This window comes from Jeotgalibacillus campisalis, assembly GCF_000829515.1.
Classification (GTDB): domain Bacteria; phylum Bacillota; class Bacilli; order Bacillales; family Jeotgalibacillaceae; genus Jeotgalibacillus; species Jeotgalibacillus campisalis.
This window is the reverse complement of sequence record NZ_JXRR01000022.1, coordinates 282,640-301,991: the sequence shown is the minus strand read 5'-3', so window position 1 is coordinate 301,991 and position 19,352 is coordinate 282,640. Positions and strand designations below refer to the sequence as shown.

Below are 19,352 nucleotides of genomic sequence, written 5' to 3'. Positions count from 1 at the left end.
CAAACAAACCTTTTAAGGGAGTAAGGATTGTTAAACAAGCTTTCGAGACTAGAGAGAGTAGGTGGTTTACTTGTTTAAGACAGCAGTATATTTGGTACACGGATTGCTATTCATCTTGGTAGCTCTTGTCGGTTTAAGCCCAGTGCTTAGCATTGCTGCACCAGACCAAGGACGAGACCAAATTTATAATTGGGTTTGGGGTTCAATGATTGTAATTTTTATGCTTCTTGTGTTGGGATCTGCTTTTGTACAGTTAAGGATAAAAAAGGGTAGGGTGTTTTTACTATCCGTAATAGGCTTGATTGCTTTTTTTATTCTCACTTATCAATACATATACCCTTTCGTTTTAAATTTATTTTTAGAATGAACAAGGTAATAAATGTTTAATTTAACGGGTTGCGCAAAACTATTTTAATGCTGTGATACTCGCAACTCGAGTATTAAAAAGCCTCCTTAATATTATCAATAAACTCTTGGGGAATCTTAAGGGTCAATCTCATCCATTTCAGTGTAAGTTTCTTCGATGGTCTGATCTGATAGTATATCAGTTTGAATGTTTTTTAAATCGTATGTATGAGGTGAGCGGCGCGGAAGGTGGCGACTCCAGCAGGATAAGACGGCAAGCTGAGACTCCGCAAGGCAAAGCCTGGAGAGGCTCAGCGCCGTCCCTGCGGAAAGCGTCCACCTGAAGCGAAGCGAACCGAACCGGTCAAAGAGCTTGAGACACATTTGTCTTAGGCTCTTCTATATTTGTCTAAAATAAATTACACAATAAATAAATTTTGATAAGGAATAAATATTTATTGTAAAACAATATATACTAGAGTAAAATCAAAATCAGAATAAAGAAGTGAGGTGTGCTTTTATGGAAAAAGTAACTACGTTGTTTTTAAAAATCGCCGTTATTCTTTTAGGGGTCCCGGTTCTTGCTTTGTGCATCTTTTTGGTGCCTGAGCTGGCAGATCTTGCAGCAACGTTGCTTCCTGAGTTTTCCTTTGTAAAATATTTCGTGTACATCGCATTTGATGCATCGGCGATCCCTTTTTACTTTGCGTTGTATCAGGCTTTCAAACTGCTGCGCTACATTGACAAAAATGAAGCTTTCTCCGATTTATCTGTAAAGGCTTTAAAGAAAATTAAATACTGCGCCATCTCAATCAGTATGTTGCATGTGCTCGTTTGGCCGCTTTTTTATCTGTTTGCGGAAGCAGATGATGCACCGGGCGTTATCTTTATCGGGTTGGTGGTTCCTTTTGCTTCGTTGGTCATCGCAGTCTTTGCGGCAGTTCTCCAAAAACTTTTACAAGAAGCAATTACGATCAAATCAGAAAATGATTTAACCGTCTGAGGTGAATGACAATGACCATTATCATTAATATTGATGTGATGTTAGCAAAAAGGAAAATGAGCGTAACCGAACTTTCGGAGAAGGTTGGCATAACAATGGCGAACCTTTCTATATTGAAAAATGGAAAGGCAAAAGCGGTTCGATTCTCGACATTAGAGGCCATTTGCAAGGCTTTAGACTGTCAGCCAGGAGATATTTTAGAATACAAAAGTGACGAAGACCGTTAGTCATTGTGGAGAAAAGTATCTATAGGGGAGGTACGACGATGGAGCTTAACAAGTTAATACTAGAAAATATTGCTAATCCTCATGAGCTGGAGAGAATGTATCGAAAAGACCCGAAAGCTTTTAAAAAGTCATTATCATACGCCTGGGAACACAATCCTGATTCTGAAGTTCTTGATGTTTGGCATGAAAGATTGCATTTCAAGGAGACGGCAAGTGCAGAAAGATCTTCCTTGCTTCAAAAAGAGTTCTTATTCATGGGCCTTTTAGCTATTATGGCTGGTATTAGTACTAGGATCCTGTTCCATTTTGTTGAACAAGAAGCAATTGCTCCGGTTAATCTGGCATTTGGTGTAATTCCCTTTATCGCTGCCTTTTTTGTTTACAAGAATCCTCCGAAAAACAGTATTATTTTTTCGCTTGCAGCGTTGTTCTTAGCTTCAGGGATTTATCTTACTATGCTGCCATTGAATTACTCAGACAGTAACATACTTGTTTATTTACACTTTCCCATCTTCTTATGGGTACTTTCGGGGCTTGCATTTACAGGAAATGAATTTTTAAATGACCGTACAAGATTAGCTTATATTAAATTTACTGTGGAAGTTGGTATTCTCTACGCCAGCATGGCCGTTAGCGGAATGGTACTGGCGGTGTTAACCCTGGAGTTATTCAGCTTTATTGGCTTGAATATTGAAAATTTCTATTTTAGCAATGTCGTTTTATTTGGTGCCGCCGCCCTCGCGATTGTGGCTGCCTACCTGGCATCACTGAACCTTACACTGGCTAAAAATATCACACCGTATTTAGCTAAAATTTTCAGTCCCCTCGTTCTAGTCACATTGGTTGTCTACCTTATAATGGTTATATGGCTCGGAAAAAATCCATTCATGGACCGCGATTTCCTGATCGCCTTCAACGGAATACTCCTTGGTGTATTGGCCGTTACCATCTTTTCCATTATCGAGAGCGACTCAGACGAGAAAAAGAGCATTTCAGATTATATAAATGTTGCCTTAATTTCTCTTGCGCTGATCATTGACACTGTGGCTTTATCAGCCATCGTGTTCAGACTTTCTTCTTATGGAATTACGCCAAATAGACTTGCTGTTCTAGGCGTAAACATCCTGATCTGGGCAAATCTACTGTGGATTATGCTCTCCTATATGCAATTTCTGCGAAACAAATCCGGCCCTTCAACGATCCAAGATGCCGTTACAAAATATTTGCCGGTCTACGGACTTTGGGCAGCTTTCGTTCTATTTACCTTTCCTCTAATCTTTAAGTAGAATGTTTAATATAACGAAAAGCCAATACAAGTTTGAGACAAAACTTAAAAAGTTTAAATAAAGGAAGTAACGATCATTCGTATGAGGTGAGCGGAGCGGAAGGTGGCGACTCCAGCAGGATATGACGGCTAGCTGAAACTACGCAGGGCAAAGCCCGGAGGAGGTTCAGCGTCGTCCCTGCGGAAAGCGTCCACTTGAAGCGAAGTGAACCGGTCAAAGGGTCTGAGACAAACATTTGTCACAGGCTCATTTGTCATTATCAACAATAAATTTTATTGTTCAAAGGATCGATGTAGGCTCATTACAGTTTATACGTTTCTCAAGCATCAAAACAGGGAATGCGTATTATCATGACTAAAGTAAGGAGTAAACCAGGATGCTAAATACAATAAAAGAAATACCTGCCAGAACGTATATTTTAATTGTTACTGCACTTTTAATAATAGGTGGAGGTTTTTACATATTTTCAGAGCTTGGTGAAGAAGTGCTGGAAAATGAAATGTTCATGATTGACCGATATGCTGCAGATTTTGCTGAAAGCCTTGCAACACCAGGTGTTACAACCTTTTTCGCATGGATAACAGAGCTCGGATCAGTCTGGGCACTGACTTTAGGATCGATCATCATGCTTGTGGTGCTATGGGTTTTTTATCAGCGGAAAAAGTGGAGAATTGTTTATTTTGTTATTGCAATGGGTGGAGTTACACTCTTGATTGCCGGACTTAAAGCGGCATTTTCCAGAGATCGCCCGAATATAATAGATGCATATGATGGAACAGGCTACAGTTTTCCCAGCGGACATTCAACCGCGCCGATCGTTTTTTACGGATTTATTATCTATTTGGTCATGAGAAGTAAACTGAATGCTTTAGCAAAATGGCTGATCAATATCTTCCTTGGCATCTTAATTTTATTAATTGCCTTCAGCCGCCTTCCACTTGGCGTTCATTACTTTACAGACGTAATCGGCGGGCTGTCACTTGGTCTGACATGGCTGGTCAGCTGTATCGCAATTCTTGAAATTACGTTATGGCATACTGGAAGAAAAGCGGGAAAAAGTAAAATAAGCTAATTGTCTAACGTGAGCATCCCTCCATTTAGGGATGCTTTTTTCTATGCAGCAAAGAGGAAAGGGAGACATTCACCTACACAATGGCGCTCTTTGTCTGCTCCTCTCCTTTTGAATTCTCACTCTTCACGCGTACAAACAATCCAACAAGTCCAATAAAAGCAAATAATAAAAAGCTAAAAGGATACGAAACAGCCTGGATGGTACCGCCTGCAACGGATGAGCCAAGGGATTGCCCGAGTCCTAAGAATAAAAAGGATAAACTAACCCCCATGGATGGGAGAGTTGGAAAGAGCCGAGATGCCCATACAATGAAAATGCCCGTCATCAGGATATAAGCAGCGCCAAACAAAGCGGCAGAAGAGTAGATGATTACCGAATTCGGGATGGTAATCCCAGCAATGGCAAGCATCATCATCAATAACGTCGAACGATATGAAGAAGCTAAGCCGATCTTTTGGATCAAGCCTCCCGCTGCTCCGCCAATGATCCCTGTCAAGCCCATAACGACCCAAAAGAGGACACTTTCACCTGCACTCATTTCATGCACGGAAGTTAAGTAGCTTCTTGAAAACGTCCAAAAAATAGATGAACTGACACCCATCACAAAAGAAGCTGCCAGAAGAAACTTTGCCTGTTTAACAAAAGCAAACGACTTGGGCTTTTCCGTGGGAACAGAATCAGGCCTCTTCGATGGAAGAACCCGCATATTCCAAACCGTTACAACTAGAGCGATAACAGCAAAAAGAATAAAGGCTAGCCGCCATTGGTCGGTAAAAAGGAGCGCGATCGGCGAGGTAACGACAAGACCAAAGCTGGTTCCGCTGTTCATCCAGGTGTTGCCTCTGTCCTGATCTCTTTTCTTAAACGATTCTGTTGCTACTTGAGCATAGGCAGGCGACGCCCAGCCGCTCCCAAGCCCCGCGATAAACGTGCTGCCTGCCAATATATAAAAATTAGGCGAAAAGGCAATCCCCAACAATCCTAAAATCGCGCTTAAGCCGGCGAATTGAACGACCCGGAATTGACCCCATCTCTGAATAAAATAAGAGGAAGTCAACAGCGCTAAACAATAAGCTGCATAAGCAGTCGAGCCGACTAAGCCGGCATTGCTTTCTGTTAGATTCAACGTTTGGGAGATGGGCGGAAGAAATAAACCAAAGCTAAAACGGGCAAATGCAAACGTGACACCAATCATCGCAATGCCCGGCAATACAAATTTCCACATAAATAGTACCTCCTTTAATATATAGAACGGTCACTCTACTTTATCTTCAAAAAAAAGAATAAGCCATTCCGACAGCTTACTCTTTAAAAAGCATGTGAACCAAATCGCTAAATTCATTTGCCACATCCTCCAGATCATGTACTTCAGCTAAAGCAGTCGCTCCTTCAAACAGCATGGCCAGCTGCAAAGCCTGCTTTTCCGTCATGCCATGTGTGAGGAAAAATGAGCGCAACGACTCTTTATGAGCAACAACCTGTTTCACAATTTGTTGATTTTCAAAAGAATACTCTTCCTTTGCTCGTAAAAACATACAGCCGTTACTGCCTTCAGAGCGCAGCCAGCGAACATGTGAGTCGGCTAATAACCGGGAAATAGAAGCTAGATCCTTAGCATTCCCCTCTGAAACAGCTTCTTCCAGATAGGCAAAATATCTTTCCCCCCGCTGATTCAGCACCTCTAAAATCAGATCTTCCTTCGAATCAAAATGATTATACAGCGTCATCAAAGCAACGCCTGCTTCTCCTACAATCCGCTTAAGGCCAATCGCATGAAAACCATTTTCATAAAACAGCACGTCAGCACGCTCGACTAAATCCTGTCTCTTTTTACTCATCAGCTTACCACCTTAGATAGAATGATCACTCTAAAATTAACATACTCGACTGCTGGTTGCAAACGAGAGAGGCCAATTTTAATTAGAAAATAAAATGGATTCTTTTCATAAAATGGTATTTAATAGAATAAGAGCAACATTTATTTTGGCGGACTAAACGTAATTTATATCCAGTTAAATTCCATCCATTGTTAGAAGAATGGATAACTAAAAGGAAGAGGGTCCCTTTAATGAAAAATTTTAATAGGGTTTGGATTGGCATGTTCTTACTAGCTACCGTGTTATGCATATTTGGTCAAGGGCTAGCTTACTTTTTGAGTGAATACTTCATTCCAACCGCCCCTGTATTTTACTTGACTGGATCAACAATTATAGGGATTTTATTATACCTAGTGTCAGGTTTCTTGCTATTTCTCTTATTCAAAAAACAAGATTCGGTTTCACACTATCGTGATTTATTTTTGTTGGTTTTCTTTATTGTGGCGCCTGGTGCATCTATTTGGTCAATTTTTGTAACGGCGATGTGGTGGGGCTAGATCCTAAAATTAATCCATCCAAAATAAAAGTAAGGAGTCTTAATCCATGCTCATCCGCTATGTCCTGATTTTTCTGTTGTTTTTTGGCCTCACTTTTTTCCTGGATTTCGAGAACTGGAACTGGCTGGATCAGCTTTTTTTCGCCTTGTTTGGGACAGGGATCTTTTGGCTATTGAAGCCTAATGAACGTGGGTAAACATAATCAACAAAATGAAAACACAATAAGAAACTTCAATTAAAATAAAGTATTAAAAGTAGCTCATAAAACAAATTATAGAGGAGTTATCATGATGAAGAAAATCTGGCAGGATGAAAATGAATACTACAAATTAGAACCTTTAACAACCAAGGCAATAGAAAAAGAAGAAAAGGAGCTGAAAGTAAAACTGCCTGCAGCTTATATTGAGCTGCTGAAGCAGCAAAATGGCGGGATGATCATCTATAATGCCTTCCCTGTAAATGAGCAAACTTCTTGGGGTGAGGATTTTATTCATATTGAACATATCTTAGGCCTGGCAGAAAAAGACGGCATAATGCAGAGCGAATATTTAATCGAGGAATGGGGATTGCCTAAAGAGATAGTCCTATTTTCGGGCGACGGACACTCATGGATTGCATTTGATTATCGAAAGACAAAAGAAGAGCCTCCGATTATCTACATAGACACAGAGAGGGAACAGATCATAGAGTTAGCTCCTAATTTTAGCGAGTTTTTAACGGGGTTGTTCGTGATGGAAGAGCTGGAGGACACGGTCATTGAAGTCGAGAAAACAGAGTATACTCTTGAAGAAGTGGAAGCAGCTTTAGCAAGTAATGACGAACAGGAACTGATACCTGCAATAGACTATTTATATGAAAACTCAAAAGGGAATGAAGATTTTATTGAACAGCAGCTGCTTAAACTTCTTAAAAGTCCACAATTGGAATTTAAACAACTAGCTGCTAATGTTGCAGACGGTTTTAATGAAACAGGTCTCTTGTCTCATGTAACTGTTGAAAAAATAGTGTCTGTTATAAGAAAGGATAAAGAGATCGAGTATTATGCGGATATGTATTTTTCTGAAAAGAAATAGGAAAACTGAATACTTCATCCCTTATGAAACTTGAAATGTAAATCCAGGATGAAGCAAAAGGTAGCAAGGGGGCCAGTATGAGAAAGAAATGGCTAACTAGTCTACTGTCACTGTTGATTCTTTTAATATTATGATGCGGGCGTGAAGGTGATAATAAGCACAATGCTGACTTCCAGGGGACAATCCTTGAAGTAAAGGAAAACAGCATTATCGTTGGAGAAGACGATATCGATCCTGAAGCATCATATCCAACATTCGAAGTTCTACTTGATGATGACAGACACTACATTTAGTGGAGAAGTTGAAAAATTTGAGGATTTGGACGAATATATAAGCGATGCACAAGACCCTATCGTACATTTATGGGTGATTGATAAAGAGGGAAATAATGAGATTAATAATAGAATTGCCAGTGAAATTATGGTGGAAGAGGAGTAATCTTAGATAAATGAATGGGCATTAAAAGTTAGAAAAAGCTAGTATGTATAAGATGTTTATCATCGAAACGTTATTTCAAGTCTATTTGTACGATAAATAGGATCAGTGTTTCGTAAAAGCCTTCCAAAGTTTGTTTGGAGGCTTTTCTGATTTATGTTTGCATATGAATATATGTGAAAATAATGACTATGTTACATCAAGAATGGAAAATTTAGTAAAATAGTAAGAGAGATCACTTTTACTAAGGGGCGATTTAGTTGAAAAAGGCAATCCTGAATTACGAAGATCTGAATGAAATGCTGGATGGATTCCTAAGAGAGCCGAAGGAATTTTGGGATCATTTTTATAAGGATAGAACGAAAGAAATTCCGTTTTTCAAAAATAAGGGCCCTGATGAGAATCTTGTAGAGTATTTTACTAACGGGCTAGCACCTGAGCGAGTATTGGAAATAGGATGCGGACCAAGCAGGAATGCTGTTTATATGGCTAAGAAAGGCTGTCAGGTAGATGCCTTGGATGTTTCCTCTAATGCGATTGAATGGGCAAAAGAAAGAGCGAAAGAAGAGGAGGTTAATATAGAATTTCATTGTATTTCCCTATTTGACTTCAAGTTTGAGGCCCACACTTATGACTTTATTTATGACTGTGGGTTGTTTCACCATTTAGCACCACATCGCAGATTAACCTATCTTGAAATACTGAAAAAAGCACTGAAAAAAGATGGATACTTCGGGATTGTTTGCTTCAATACTGAAGGTGCCTTAGGTACACCGGATTGGGAAGTATACGAAAAAGGCAGCTTACATGGAGGAATAGGTTACACAGAAGAACGATTGAAAGAAGTGTTTGTGAATGATTTCAATATCCTTAATTTTAGGGAAATGAAAAAGATTAATCATATGGATGGATTATTTGGTGAAAACTTTTTATGGGTTAGTTTGATGCAGCTTAGAAATTAATTTCTTCTTCCAAATAGGGTTAATACGATCAAGATGACATCGAGGAAGGTGGGTCGGTATTTAATGAAGAATGACATTATTTTAAACAAGATCAGTATCATCGAGCGCTGCCTTCACCGGATTCGAGAAGTATACGATGATCAGCCGGCAAGTTTAAATGACTTCACAAAGCAAGATTCCATCATTTTAAATTTTCAAAGAGCTTGTGAAGCAAGCATTGACATCGCAATGCATATTGTAGCTGAGAAGAAGCTTGGCTTACCTCAAAATCGTCGGGATGCATTTACTTTTCTTGAAAAGGAAGAGGTCATCTCCTCCCCGCTTAGTCAAAAAATGAAAGCAATGATCGCCTTCCAAAAGACAGCCGTTCATGACTACGAAGTAAATGTTGTTATTCTGCAGCATGTCCTTGAGGATCGTCTTGTTGACTTTATGGAGTACACGAAAGCGATTTTGGCTTATTAATTGTTAATGAAAAATGAAACTTACCTTTTTTTACGAGTATTTATGCTAGTTAGAAGAAAATTAATATTCAGCTTCAAAAACGCTGAGCTATTTAATTCTATAAATTAAAGAAGTATTCTTATGGGAGGTGCTTTTATGGCTGTAAGAAGACAGGATTTATATAAATTAATTGATAATATTTCAGAAGAGAATTTAGAAAAGGTAAAAGAAATTCTGGAGACACTGAGTAAATATGAAGAAGAATTTGATAAAGTTGAACCAACTGATGATCAGAAGATGGATATTGAGGAAGCGAATAGCGGAGAATTTCATTCTTTCGAAGATGTTTTTAAATACAAATGAAATATAGCTAAAAGGTCAGGCGGAGTCACCCTGATCTTTTTTATTATATAGCAAACATTACTGCTTTCAGCAAAGCCGCTTCCTCAAACAGATCCTTAGACACACCCCAAACCAAAACGTTATCCTATACAAATAGAAAAAGTTGAAAGGGTGAAGGAAATGAAGATATTAGTAGTTGGAGCAAATGGACAAGTTGGGAAGCATGCCGTATCCATGATTCAGGAAAAGGAAGGGCTGGAAGCGAGAGCGATGATCCGAAAGCAGGAGCAGGCTTCTTATTTTGAAGATCTTGGCGCTGAAACGGTCCTGAAAGATCTTGAGAAGGATGATATAGATGCGATCTCAGAAGCAGCTGAAGGTGTGGATGCAGTAGTCTTTGCTGCTGGTTCCGGTCCTAAAACGGGTCCTGATAAGACAATGCTGATTGACCTTGATGGCGCAGTGAAAACCATTGAAGCCACGAAAAAAGCAGGCGTAAAGCGATTTGTGATGATCAGCTCATTTGACACAACTCGTGAAGCAATTCAATCTGCTCCTTCATCATTTGCACCATATGTGGCAGCGAAGCATTATGCAGATGGTTGGTTGAGAGACACTGACCTGGATTACACGATTGTTCATCCGGGTGCACTTACGAATGACCCTGCAACTGGAACCGTAACGGCAGGAGAAACAGTGGAGCGGGGCGAAATTCCAAGAGAAGACGTAGCAAGCGTCATTGTTTCCGTCCTTGAAAACGACTCAACAATCGGAAAAGAATTTCAGGTAGTAGGCGGAGTGAAGCCAGTTCAAGAAGCAGTAACATCGCTTTAAAATAGAATGAATTAGGTAAGAACCTCAGGGTCAAGATCCTGGGGTTCTTTTACGGTTGATGGTTGAATCTATCAAATGAAAAGAATTCACCTGACATTAAATAGTTATGGATCTATTGATACAGTGAACGTATGTGCTATGAGAAGTCATTCATGTATTGATTGTGATTTATACTATTTGAATACTAAAGTTATTGGTATCGTTTTACCATTTTAATGAAATCTTCTTTAGTTATATTTTCTTTATCGTGGTTAATAAAGTAATGAAAGCTGCCCTTTTGCAGGACTAATTCATAGTAATGATTATCATCGTAGTAAGCTTTAACCCCATTAGGTAATTCTAGTATTTCCCACTTTTCAGGATTTAATTTAAGTTCTTTTTTTATTGGAACAACGTCCATCCAAAGTGTTCTAGTATCAATTTCATTTGTAGAAATCCATTTTAAATTTAATGATCCCTCAGTTGTTATTTTTCCTACTTTTATATTCGCATCAAACGGAATGTCAGGTAAAATAATATTTTCCTCTACCTTTTTCTCAAATTGTTCCACAGCCTTTTCAAGCGTTACAAAACCATCGTTTTTTAGGGCATCGCGAAATGACTTCTCTGGGTCATCTGAATTTGCATTTGTCGTTAAATAAGAAGAAATCGCTAAGCCAAAGAAAAGTAAAAATACTACTGGGATCAATTTCAACAACTGTCCCTCCTCTATTTTTTAATGTAGTATTTACTTCTTTGAAGAAAGAACTCATGAAATAATTGAATACATTTATTTTACTTTAAAAAGAGCATCTAGATAAAAACGCTGATTTAAAACGATTCAGCATGTTAGCTTTATTAATACGAAGGTCTGATTTGAGGTTTCTAACAGATGATGTTTGATGACACGATATCGAGTATGATTTTATGAAAGTTGCTCAACCTAATCAAAAGGAGATGGGAATGAGTATGCGAAAAACCATTATTGCAATTGGAATTTGTACCATAGCGATTTCAGCTTTAACACCTGCATCAACTACAACTTTGGCACAACATCAAGCTCCAACTTACGCGAAGTGGGGAAGTCTTGCTGTGAAAGAAACACAATCAAAATACCCTAATGCTGAAATTATTGACTACTTGCATGTAGGTAAAGAATCGAAAAATGATACGACAATTGAAAAATTTAAATTATGGCTAAAAGAGGGTGGCAATGAGTTCGGTGTATTCGTAAATATTGAGTACAATACCGAAACTGAAAAAGTAGTTAAAATTGACTTTCAAGAAACAACTAGGTAAATCATTTAATTAAGTGTACTTTATCCCTTTTCAGATTCAGCAATTCAGGGGTATTGCTGCTCTTCCGGAACTTTTTTCGTCCACAACGCCTGGAAGAATTACATTTATCACAGTACGTTTGGTATACAGTGGATTCATTCAATCTTATCTATTTTGGTTGCTGTAGTGGACGCGGGGGAAACTGACATGATCATTCCAAAAAATTAATTATTGTTTTGAGAGATATATGTATTGCTTCCAGGAAGCTTCTTTATTTCATTCCATTCTTGAATCGCTTCTTCACGGCTCTTCCCTTTATTATTCAGATCGGCAAAAAAGTCGCGAATGAATTGATTATATTCAAACTGAGGTGCGATGCTTTTCTTGAACAGGGGATTTTTCTTTCGCTCTTCTTCCTCATACCAGGCGTCTACTGCATCACGATAGATTTTACCTGCATTCGTTTTAAAATAGTGTTGGATGTAGGTAGAAAAATGAAAGTTCGGGATTATGGACTTAAAAAAGGCTCTGACATGTTGACTACAGCGATGGTTTTCCGTAATCACCGTATCAAGATGTAATTCCAGCTGAGACTCCTTTTTCGTTTGTATTTTTGACCTTCTCACAGGTTTCTTAATCTCACCTGTCCGCAGAAAAGTTTCAATTCGATCGGAAATCTCCTGCTTAGAACCTGAAGCGCTCAGTCCATGTTCTCTGCAAAATAGCTGTAACTCTTCCTTTAACCAATAATAGTCTTGAAATTGTTCTGCACATGTCTCTTTTGTCAATATAGGTTTCATTCATACACCCCCGTATATACTTATTTTTATTATAGAACATTTGTTCCCTTTTTGGTAAACTATCTTGATCCTAAACCAATAAAATCTTTGATCATCTCAATAAACTTATCCTTTTCCTCTAAATAAGGAAGGTGATTGCTTGCTTCAAATTCGTAGAATGCAGACCCAAGAACAAGCTTGCGGATTTCCTCTGAAAAATGGATGGGGCATTGAGCGTCGTAGGTGCCGCAGTAAACGAGAGTTGGTGTCTTGATTTGCGTAATATCATCTCGAATATCATACGTGGGGAGCTCTTTATAGGAATAATAATCTAACCGTTTTGGTACGACCTTCCCGCTGCTTGGTTTGGAAAAGTACTCTTCAAAACGGCTTGGCTCATGCAAAGACATTTCCGTCCATTCTCTCCCAGCCAGCCTTCTTTCATCTGTTGCTGCATGAGGTGAATTCAGAATCGAGAAGATGTCTTTGAGCCTTTTATTTTTTGGATTCTTTTGACTGTAAATACTGTCCTTGTAATTCATATAGTCGTTTGAAGAGGATGCTCCACCCACCATTAAACGCTTTAAAGAATGAGGGTGGTCCACTGCATAAACCAACCCCAGCATGCCGCCTGTAGAATGACCTGCAAAATTCCACGTATCAAAGCCAAGCGACATCCGAATCGCTTCTAAATCCATTGCCGTTTCACGCATGCTCAACTCCTCTTCATGAACCACTCGTGAAGAGTTTCCCGCTTCCTTCAAATTGACAAGATAAACGGTGAAAAAGTCTACAAATGGATCAGCGAAATAATAGCCTCGTTCGTCAAACTCACTGTATAAATGCGTCACACATAGCGGCTCTCCGCTGCCTGCTGTGAAAACCTCAAACTCGCCTCTTGCCGTCTCTATTTGCCTTTTCTCCCACATCAATATCCCTCCGCCATTAAGTGTACAACTAACCAAAAGACCAAATCATAAGCGATGTGGCCTTCTCAATTTTCTATTTTCCTACTTCCTCCAAACGAATACCTAATCCAATTATATCAATAATTTCCTTTTAATATCAGACTATATTTCTCCTTTTTTATTGGTAATCTTACTAATAAGGAATGGGGAATAGGATGATAGAATATCGAATTCGAAACAACAGAGAGTTTTCAGAAAAAATGGGTGAGCTTGCGGCAATGCTTGAGCATACAAGAGCGATTACGGTAAAAGAAATTATGGATTTGCGTAAAAGGAGGATATACCATTCAAAAGATTTCAAAAGTTATAAATTATGGTTCCCTTATCGGAATTACAGTGACTATTGGGATACTAGTTTATGCTTTTATAAGACATGACTTTGTATTTTATTTAATGATTACAGCTATCTTTGGAGAGGCTCTTATTTATGAAAAAGATAGAAAAAAGAATATTGGGAAGTATGTAGTTTATATTGTCCTTGCCATAATCATTTTATATGTCCTGCTAAACTTCTTATAAAATTTCGATCGTATTCTTTATTTATATCTTACTTTACGATATAATCGCTTAAAAAGATATAAAGGAGTGCTTTTACGATGGGGACTACAAATCAATTAAATCAATACTGGACAGATATTTACTTTCATTTACACTACCCGCACAAGGAAAAAATTTCTCATCAGGTGGTCCGGATTCTGCAGCTTGTTGATAAAATAGATGGAGTCGGGGTGAATGACATTGCTTCTCATATTCAAGTGTCTCAGAATACAGCCTCTGAGCATGTGAAGCGCATTATTGAAAAGAAGTTACTAACTAAAGAGAGAGATTCGCTTGATGAAAGAAAAGTGGTGCTTCGTCTGACCGATTTAGGGAGAGACGTGTTACATCGGAATACAAGCCTCGATGAAGAGAAGCTGCAACACGTCATTGATGGTTTAGAAGACAGTGAGAAAGAACTCGTAGAAAAGGCATTCCAACTTTTAAGTGAGCGGGCAAAATCATGTTCATTGTCATGAAAATCGTGGCTTCAGCGATTGTCATTGGGGCAGTGACGGAGATTTCAAGAAGGTTTCCATCATACGGAGGGGTGATCGCAGCTCTTCCCCTCGTCAGTTTATTGAGTATCATTTGGCTCTATGTTCAAGGAGAGCAAGCAGCCGTCCTGAGCAAGTTTGCCTTAGGGGTGCTTTGGGGGTTCCCAGCAACAGCGGTTTTGCTGCTCATTGTGTATTTTGCTTTACAGCATTCCGTTCATCTATTTGTTTCGATTGGGTTAGGCCTAGGTGGATGGCTCTTATTTTTAACTGTTCAAAATGCGGTGATCGATTATATTAGAAGTGCTGCATAAATACGTTCACAAGGAGAATGACATGGAGTACAAGGGACCAAGTGCATATGACCAGGAAGCTTTTTTCTCAAACTATATGAAAAGAAGAGGGCGGAAGGATAGCCCGAATCATGCCATTGAAACGCCAATCATCTATGAGCTGTTAAATGACGTTCAGCATAAAACGATACTAGATTTAGGCTGCGGCGATGCTTCCTTTGGCAGTGAATTAATTGAGCGGGGTGCAGCAGGTTATACGGGAATAGAAGGCTCTGAACAAATGGTCAAAGCAGCAAGGGAGAATCTAAAGGGGATGAATGGAGAAGTTCATCATCATACAATGGAAACCTATGATTACCCACTAGAAAAGTACGATATCGTAACGTCACGATTTGCCATCCATTATGTAGAAGAGTTAGACGGGCTTTTTCAAAACATTCATCGATCTCTAAAAGAAGGGGGAAGGTTCGTGTTCAGCGTGCAACACCCTCTCACTACCGCATCTTTTACAAGTAAAAAAAGTGGAGACAAACGTGAAAATTGGGTAGTCGATGACTATTTTCTTGAAGGGGAAAGAAAAGAACCCTGGATTGATCAAATCGTCGTGAAATATCATCACACAATCGAAAGCTATTTCAGCGCCCTTGTCCGCTCCGGATTTGTAGTAACGGACTTACGAGAAGGCAAACCTGCACGTGAAAACTTCACAGACGAAAATGAATATCAAAGGAGGCTTCGAATTCCCGTCGTATTGGCATTTTCCTGTGTGAAAAAATAAGTTCTATATAACTATGATGTCTGAAAGCAATATTCTAAAGTCTAAAGCATCCTATTTTACATAGTTCAATAGTTTACAATCAATTTCATCAATCCATCCAATCGTCTCGTATAAATCCCAAAGCTTTATACCTGACGTTTCATCGTTCTTCCGAAAAGGCTGTAGTTTTTCAATGTGTGCAGCGTAAACAGGGTTGAACTTAACTAAACCGCTCGATATATTTTTCACCTTAAGTAAGCCTCTAAACGCCAGATCGTTTATTGTTTGCCCTGTTTCTTCATAAAGCTCTCTGATCGCACATTGCTTAGGCGTTTCATGTTCCTCCCTTTGTCCTGCTGGCAATTCCCATTGTTCACGCCAGATGTTGTAGCAGATCAGGTATTTGCCTGAACAGATTAACACAGCAAAGGAGCCGGCAAGGGGAGGATAGTCGTTCATTTCATCTTCATGTACAACCAGAAAATCAAGAAACGCATACCCGTTGTTCTTCGTATAATTCAAATGAGGTCAACCTCCATTTCAAATGAATCGCTCTGCCACCCTCATCACCATATAAATAAGCCCGGTCTTGGAACCGGGCTTTTCTCACTTCTTCTAATACTTCGGTAATACCCCAAGCAAAACATGCTTCCAGCTCGACCGCTTACCGAGTGTACCGAGGTTATCGGTGGTCAGGCGGTCAACTGTCATGGGTGTGATATAGGCAGAATTGAAACGCTCGACCTGAAGCGGGTCGATGACGAGCCACTCTGCTGGTTCGATGTTTGAGTAAACTTCCTGGCGATCCTCCACACGAAGTCCAAGGTCAACGATGCGAGGCTGAATCATACCGGTCGGCGTCAACGTGTAAAGGCGCTTTTCATCTAAACTGATGGAAGGGACCGTTGTCGCGCCAAGTGCTTCATCTGTCACAATTTCATTCACAACGTGCTGGCCGATAAACCATTCAGGGCCTGGTTCCTGCAGATCTACATCAACCGAGTAGAGGCTTTTTTCTTCCGTCGTTGGTTCCTGTTCAGGCAGCTGCGGGTTGGCAACGACCGCACCGTTCACTGTGCTTTTCGCAACAGGTGACGTAACACTTGTTTTCATCCCAGCAAGAACAGTAAGCGCTTCTTCGTCTGTTAAAAGGATTTGAGAGGCGAGATTGTCAGAGTAGATCGTAATAAGCGGGTTTTCCACGCCTTCAGAAAGATGGGCGATTTTTCCGTTAAAATCACTTTCCACTTGAACCGTTGGGCTTTCTTCAAGTCCTTCGCTCAAACTTTTGAACTTAGCTTCCTGCGCTTCCAATCGTCCGACTGACGCTTCCTGCTCACCGATTTGCTGATTCAGCAGGGAGCGGGTCTGGTCAATCGTGGCGTCTGAAATATCGATGCCTACTTCCAGTTCAATATTCAAAAGCAGTTCCTGATCGTCAAGAGAAGACGTTGGGTTGGCGTCTGCTGAAGAGGATGAGATCGTGGCGTCGCTTAATTGACGCTCCAGCGTTTCAAGCTCTGAAATGTAGGACTCAACCGCATTGATTTCACTGCGGATTTGTTCAGCTTCTGAGTCAAACAGCAGACGCTGCTCCTCTAAATCCACGACATCGTATTCATACAGCGGCGTGCCGGACGTGATGACCTGTCCTTCTTCCACTAAAAAGCGGGTGAACATGCCAAGCTGCTCTGAAAAGTACACATGCTGCTCAGTTGCTGTGTGAATGACGCCGTCTTTCACGAGGATTTCCTGCAGATCCTCCGTTTGCGCGGTCGTTTGATCATGCACGATGGAGGTGCGGTCGATCAAAAGCAGGTCCTGTTTAATGAAGTAAAGGTTGATCCCGACAAACAACAACCCCAAGATGCCTGCGGTGATCCATTTTTTTGAGTGATCCATGTTGTCTGCCTCCTTTAGCGAAACAATAGATGATAGAAATTAAGTGTGGCAAACGTTGCGGTGATTGCCCAGAAGATAAGATTAAGCGTTAAAATAATCAAAATGACCGCCCACCATTTTAAAGAGGAAATGGCTCGCAACGTTAAAAACTGCCAGTAAATCACCCAGATTTTAAACAGGGAAATACAACCGAGAAAATAAATCGTCCAGCGGTGCTCAATAAACAACTGCCCAATTACGCCCCAGGAAAAAGGAGAGGAATACCAGTTGATTCCCTGCCACAGCATGAGTCCCACATAACTTGCCTGTTCAAGCAGCAAAATCGCCAGCGGAAAAAGCGTGAGGACGAGGATTTTTCGAAAAGGGTTCCCCTTAGAAATGAGCTTGTAAAGAAGAGCCGGAACAAGAATCAGGATCGTCACATAAAGAATGCCAAGTGCAAGACGGCCAAGCAAAAAGTAAAATCGCTCCAGTTCGTGCGTTAAGCCGAGGGAGGTCATAAATTGTCCGGACCAGCTCTGCGTACCCATGCCAATCCAGGCTGACAAACCGAAAAGCAGAATGCTAACTATGTAAAAGCCAATAAAATATCGTCTCGTATGTATAAATGAATCCGTCGCATTCCAAGTTTCCAAGAAGACAGAAGGCCTTTTGAACCCTCTCAACAAGCTAAAGTGCATACATTGAACCTCCCAATCTACTAACTACTCTTATTGTAATGAAAAAAGCGAAAGTTGTCACTTCTAGAAACATTTACAAGAAACCTGTTAAAACATGCGGTGAAGCCTTGATAAATAAGGATTTTTGTATATATTTTAGACAAAGTAAATGGAAAAAAATATATTTTGTCATATCCCTGCATCTTCCTCATAGGATGGAAGAACACAAGAGAAAAAGAAGAAGTCTTTAAAAATCTATTTTTCTCTATATGAAGGAGGACGTGATCAATGATAAACACGAAAGAAACCCGACATCATTGAATGGAGGGGGGAGATAAAGAGATTCCGGGTGCTTTCATATAATGAAATTTCAATAGGAAAAAATACCCTTTTTGCATATTTGTAGTAAAAAACACTATGACAAATGAATAGAAGTAATATAAAATAGCTGTAAGACTAAACGATCATATTTGTACAATATGCTTTAATGTAGAAGGGAGAAAGGTAAATAGCATTCATTTTTCGTTGGAACAGCCAATATCAAGGGGGGATTTTGGATGGCAGAATCGATGACAACTTTCGAACAGCTTAAAAAGGAATTTGAGGAAAACCTGAACCGAAGCTTAGAGCAAAAAGAAATCGATTTTTTACACTGGTTGGCCAGTAAACGATCCGATCAACAAGCGAAGATGGTTGATGCCTTCACATTATTTCAAAAAATGACAACTGTTTCATTTGTTTAATCATGTCAGCCTTACCCGGCGCAATGACAAAAGACATGCGAAAACAGGTTTTAGTTTCATTGTCTGCATGTCTTTTACAGTGACCGCAGCTTAATAAAGGGATAGATCTGTTTTGAATTCACTAAAAATTCAGATGACTACTTGCGGAGAATCCTGTATCTGCGCGATCCTCAAGCGTTCTCCTTTCAGCAAAATCAAGATCACCTCACCAATCCACTTGTGACCGAAAAAGCACTTCCGGGACGAAAAAGGGTCATCCCATATAGAATCGACAAGAAAACTCTCCTGCACAAAGACTTTTGCAGGAGAGTTTTGCGTGCAAAAAAACAGTTCTTCCGGCTTGTTTGAATGAAGCAGGAAACAGGTATAGTATCAGCAGCACACTAAAACGAACAGGAGCGATGCAAAAATGGAAATGGAACAGGCACTGCCCCGCAAGATCGAAAGGGAGCGATTGACTTCACTAATGACTCAAGCCTACAAAAAAGGATCAGAAGAAGGCACTACGACCCGAAATCTTGTCCGCTGGCTTGCGGAGGAATTAAGAAAATAAAGAATAGACA

The 19,352-nt window shown here is 39.9% G+C and carries 26 protein-coding genes; 18 read left to right on the top strand and 8 right to left on the bottom strand.

The window, feature by feature from the left end; translation table 11 throughout:
- Positions 1-70: 70 nt before the first annotated feature.
- The 5 genes from KR50_RS17290 (at position 71) to KR50_RS17270 (ending at position 3,933) form a co-directional block, all read left to right on the top strand.
- A complete protein-coding gene (locus tag KR50_RS17290) occupies positions 71-367 on the top strand; it encodes a hypothetical protein (protein WP_041061554.1) in 297 nt (98 codons plus the stop codon).
- A gap of 498 nt (positions 368-865) precedes the next feature.
- A complete protein-coding gene (locus KR50_RS17285) occupies positions 866-1,348 on the top strand; it encodes a DUF2975 domain-containing protein (RefSeq protein WP_041061552.1) in 483 nt (160 codons plus the stop codon).
- 11 nt (positions 1,349-1,359) lie between these two features.
- Entirely contained in the window at positions 1,360-1,575 is a 216-nt protein-coding gene (locus tag KR50_RS17280) for a helix-turn-helix domain-containing protein (protein ID WP_041061549.1), read from the top strand.
- 38 nt (positions 1,576-1,613) lie between these two features.
- Positions 1,614-2,861 (top strand): DUF4153 domain-containing protein, encoded by a 1,248-nt coding sequence (locus KR50_RS17275; RefSeq protein WP_041061546.1) that lies wholly within the window; start codon positions 1,614-1,616, stop codon positions 2,859-2,861.
- Between the two features lie 376 nt (positions 2,862-3,237).
- Positions 3,238-3,933, top strand: coding sequence for a phosphatase PAP2 family protein (locus tag KR50_RS17270; RefSeq protein WP_041061544.1), 696 nt, complete (start codon positions 3,238-3,240; stop codon positions 3,931-3,933).
- Between the two features lie 73 nt (positions 3,934-4,006).
- Here the strand turns inward: KR50_RS17270 and KR50_RS17265 are convergent, their stop codons facing one another.
- Both KR50_RS17265 and KR50_RS17260 read right to left on the bottom strand, forming a co-directional pair.
- Positions 4,007-5,158, bottom strand: a complete 1,152-nt coding sequence (locus KR50_RS17265; RefSeq protein WP_052477193.1) for an MFS transporter — start codon at positions 5,156-5,158, stop codon at positions 4,007-4,009.
- A gap of 76 nt (positions 5,159-5,234) precedes the next feature.
- Positions 5,235-5,771, bottom strand: coding sequence for a TetR/AcrR family transcriptional regulator (locus KR50_RS17260; RefSeq protein WP_041061542.1), 537 nt, complete (start codon positions 5,769-5,771; stop codon positions 5,235-5,237).
- 230 nt (positions 5,772-6,001) lie between these two features.
- On the opposite strand from KR50_RS17260, the gene KR50_RS17255 reads away from it, so the two are divergent.
- The 7 genes from KR50_RS17255 (at position 6,002) to KR50_RS17225 (ending at position 10,397) form a co-directional block, all read left to right on the top strand.
- Positions 6,002-6,307: a hypothetical protein gene (locus KR50_RS17255; RefSeq protein ID WP_041061541.1), complete on the top strand. Its 306-nt coding sequence runs from the start codon at positions 6,002-6,004 to the stop codon at positions 6,305-6,307.
- A gap of 290 nt (positions 6,308-6,597) precedes the next feature.
- Entirely contained in the window at positions 6,598-7,380 is a 783-nt protein-coding gene (locus KR50_RS18360; RefSeq protein ID WP_084215655.1) for an SMI1/KNR4 family protein, read from the top strand.
- Between the two features lie 213 nt (positions 7,381-7,593).
- Positions 7,594-7,818: a hypothetical protein gene (locus KR50_RS17245; protein WP_041061539.1), complete on the top strand. Its 225-nt coding sequence runs from the start codon at positions 7,594-7,596 to the stop codon at positions 7,816-7,818.
- A gap of 257 nt (positions 7,819-8,075) precedes the next feature.
- Positions 8,076-8,777: a class I SAM-dependent methyltransferase gene (locus tag KR50_RS17240; RefSeq protein ID WP_041061537.1), complete on the top strand. Its 702-nt coding sequence runs from the start codon at positions 8,076-8,078 to the stop codon at positions 8,775-8,777.
- Positions 8,778-8,840: 63 nt separating this feature from the next.
- Entirely contained in the window at positions 8,841-9,242 is a 402-nt protein-coding gene (gene hepT, locus KR50_RS17235) for a type VII toxin-antitoxin system HepT family RNase toxin (protein WP_041061533.1), read from the top strand.
- A 135-nt stretch (positions 9,243-9,377) separates the two neighbouring features.
- Positions 9,378-9,584 carry a hypothetical protein gene (locus tag KR50_RS17230; RefSeq protein WP_041061530.1) on the top strand — a complete coding sequence of 69 codons (207 nt, stop codon included), beginning with the start codon at positions 9,378-9,380 and terminating at the stop codon, positions 9,582-9,584.
- Positions 9,585-9,743: 159 nt separating this feature from the next.
- The gene (locus KR50_RS17225; protein WP_041061527.1) at positions 9,744-10,397 is read left to right on the top strand and encodes an SDR family oxidoreductase; all 654 of its coding nucleotides are present in this window, start codon (positions 9,744-9,746) and stop codon (positions 10,395-10,397) included.
- 190 nt (positions 10,398-10,587) lie between these two features.
- Here the strand turns inward: KR50_RS17225 and KR50_RS17220 are convergent, their stop codons facing one another.
- The gene (locus tag KR50_RS17220; protein ID WP_041061524.1) at positions 10,588-11,091 is read right to left on the bottom strand and encodes a hypothetical protein; all 504 of its coding nucleotides are present in this window, start codon (positions 11,089-11,091) and stop codon (positions 10,588-10,590) included.
- Positions 11,092-11,345: 254 nt separating this feature from the next.
- On the opposite strand from KR50_RS17220, the gene KR50_RS17215 reads away from it, so the two are divergent.
- A complete protein-coding gene (locus KR50_RS17215) occupies positions 11,346-11,675 on the top strand; it encodes a DUF3889 domain-containing protein (protein WP_041061853.1) in 330 nt (109 codons plus the stop codon).
- Positions 11,676-11,878: 203 nt separating this feature from the next.
- On the opposite strand, the gene KR50_RS17210 is transcribed toward KR50_RS17215, so the two are convergent.
- Both KR50_RS17210 and KR50_RS17205 read right to left on the bottom strand, forming a co-directional pair.
- Positions 11,879-12,454, bottom strand: coding sequence for a DUF6434 domain-containing protein (locus tag KR50_RS17210; RefSeq protein ID WP_041061521.1), 576 nt, complete (start codon positions 12,452-12,454; stop codon positions 11,879-11,881).
- Between the two features lie 59 nt (positions 12,455-12,513).
- On the bottom strand, positions 12,514-13,362 hold the full coding sequence (locus tag KR50_RS17205) for an alpha/beta fold hydrolase (RefSeq protein ID WP_041061518.1): 849 nt from the start codon (positions 13,360-13,362) through the stop codon (positions 12,514-12,516).
- Between the two features lie 635 nt (positions 13,363-13,997).
- On the opposite strand from KR50_RS17205, the gene KR50_RS17195 reads away from it, so the two are divergent.
- Genes KR50_RS17195 through KR50_RS17185 form a run of 3 tightly spaced genes read left to right on the top strand, consistent with a single transcriptional unit; the run spans position 13,998 to position 15,506 of the window.
- The gene (locus tag KR50_RS17195; protein WP_041061511.1) at positions 13,998-14,417 is read left to right on the top strand and encodes a MarR family winged helix-turn-helix transcriptional regulator; all 420 of its coding nucleotides are present in this window, start codon (positions 13,998-14,000) and stop codon (positions 14,415-14,417) included.
- A complete protein-coding gene (locus tag KR50_RS17190) occupies positions 14,402-14,749 on the top strand; it encodes a DUF3147 family protein (protein ID WP_041061508.1) in 348 nt (115 codons plus the stop codon). The genes KR50_RS17195 and KR50_RS17190 overlap by 16 nt, the downstream gene beginning before the upstream one ends.
- 22 nt (positions 14,750-14,771) lie before the next feature.
- The gene (locus tag KR50_RS17185; protein WP_041061506.1) at positions 14,772-15,506 is read left to right on the top strand and encodes a class I SAM-dependent methyltransferase; all 735 of its coding nucleotides are present in this window, start codon (positions 14,772-14,774) and stop codon (positions 15,504-15,506) included.
- A gap of 51 nt (positions 15,507-15,557) precedes the next feature.
- Here the strand turns inward: KR50_RS17185 and KR50_RS17180 are convergent, their stop codons facing one another.
- From KR50_RS17180 to KR50_RS17170, 3 genes are all read right to left on the bottom strand, one after another.
- Entirely contained in the window at positions 15,558-16,007 is a 450-nt protein-coding gene (locus KR50_RS17180) for an NUDIX domain-containing protein (protein ID WP_041061504.1), read from the bottom strand.
- 93 nt (positions 16,008-16,100) lie between these two features.
- A complete protein-coding gene (locus KR50_RS17175; RefSeq protein ID WP_041061503.1) occupies positions 16,101-17,387 on the bottom strand; it encodes an efflux RND transporter periplasmic adaptor subunit in 1,287 nt (428 codons plus the stop codon).
- Between the two features lie 14 nt (positions 17,388-17,401).
- Complete coding sequence (locus KR50_RS17170; RefSeq protein WP_041061502.1) at positions 17,402-18,067, bottom strand: hypothetical protein; 666 nt, start codon at positions 18,065-18,067, stop codon at positions 17,402-17,404.
- Between the two features lie 536 nt (positions 18,068-18,603).
- On the opposite strand from KR50_RS17170, the gene KR50_RS17165 reads away from it, so the two are divergent.
- Together KR50_RS17165 and KR50_RS18600 are read left to right on the top strand one after the other, a co-directional pair.
- Positions 18,604-18,789 (top strand): hypothetical protein, encoded by a 186-nt coding sequence (locus KR50_RS17165; RefSeq protein ID WP_041061501.1) that lies wholly within the window; start codon positions 18,604-18,606, stop codon positions 18,787-18,789.
- Positions 18,790-19,198: 409 nt separating this feature from the next.
- Positions 19,199-19,342, top strand: a complete 144-nt coding sequence (locus KR50_RS18600; RefSeq protein ID WP_156969558.1) for a hypothetical protein — start codon at positions 19,199-19,201, stop codon at positions 19,340-19,342.
- Positions 19,343-19,352 lie beyond the last annotated feature (10 nt).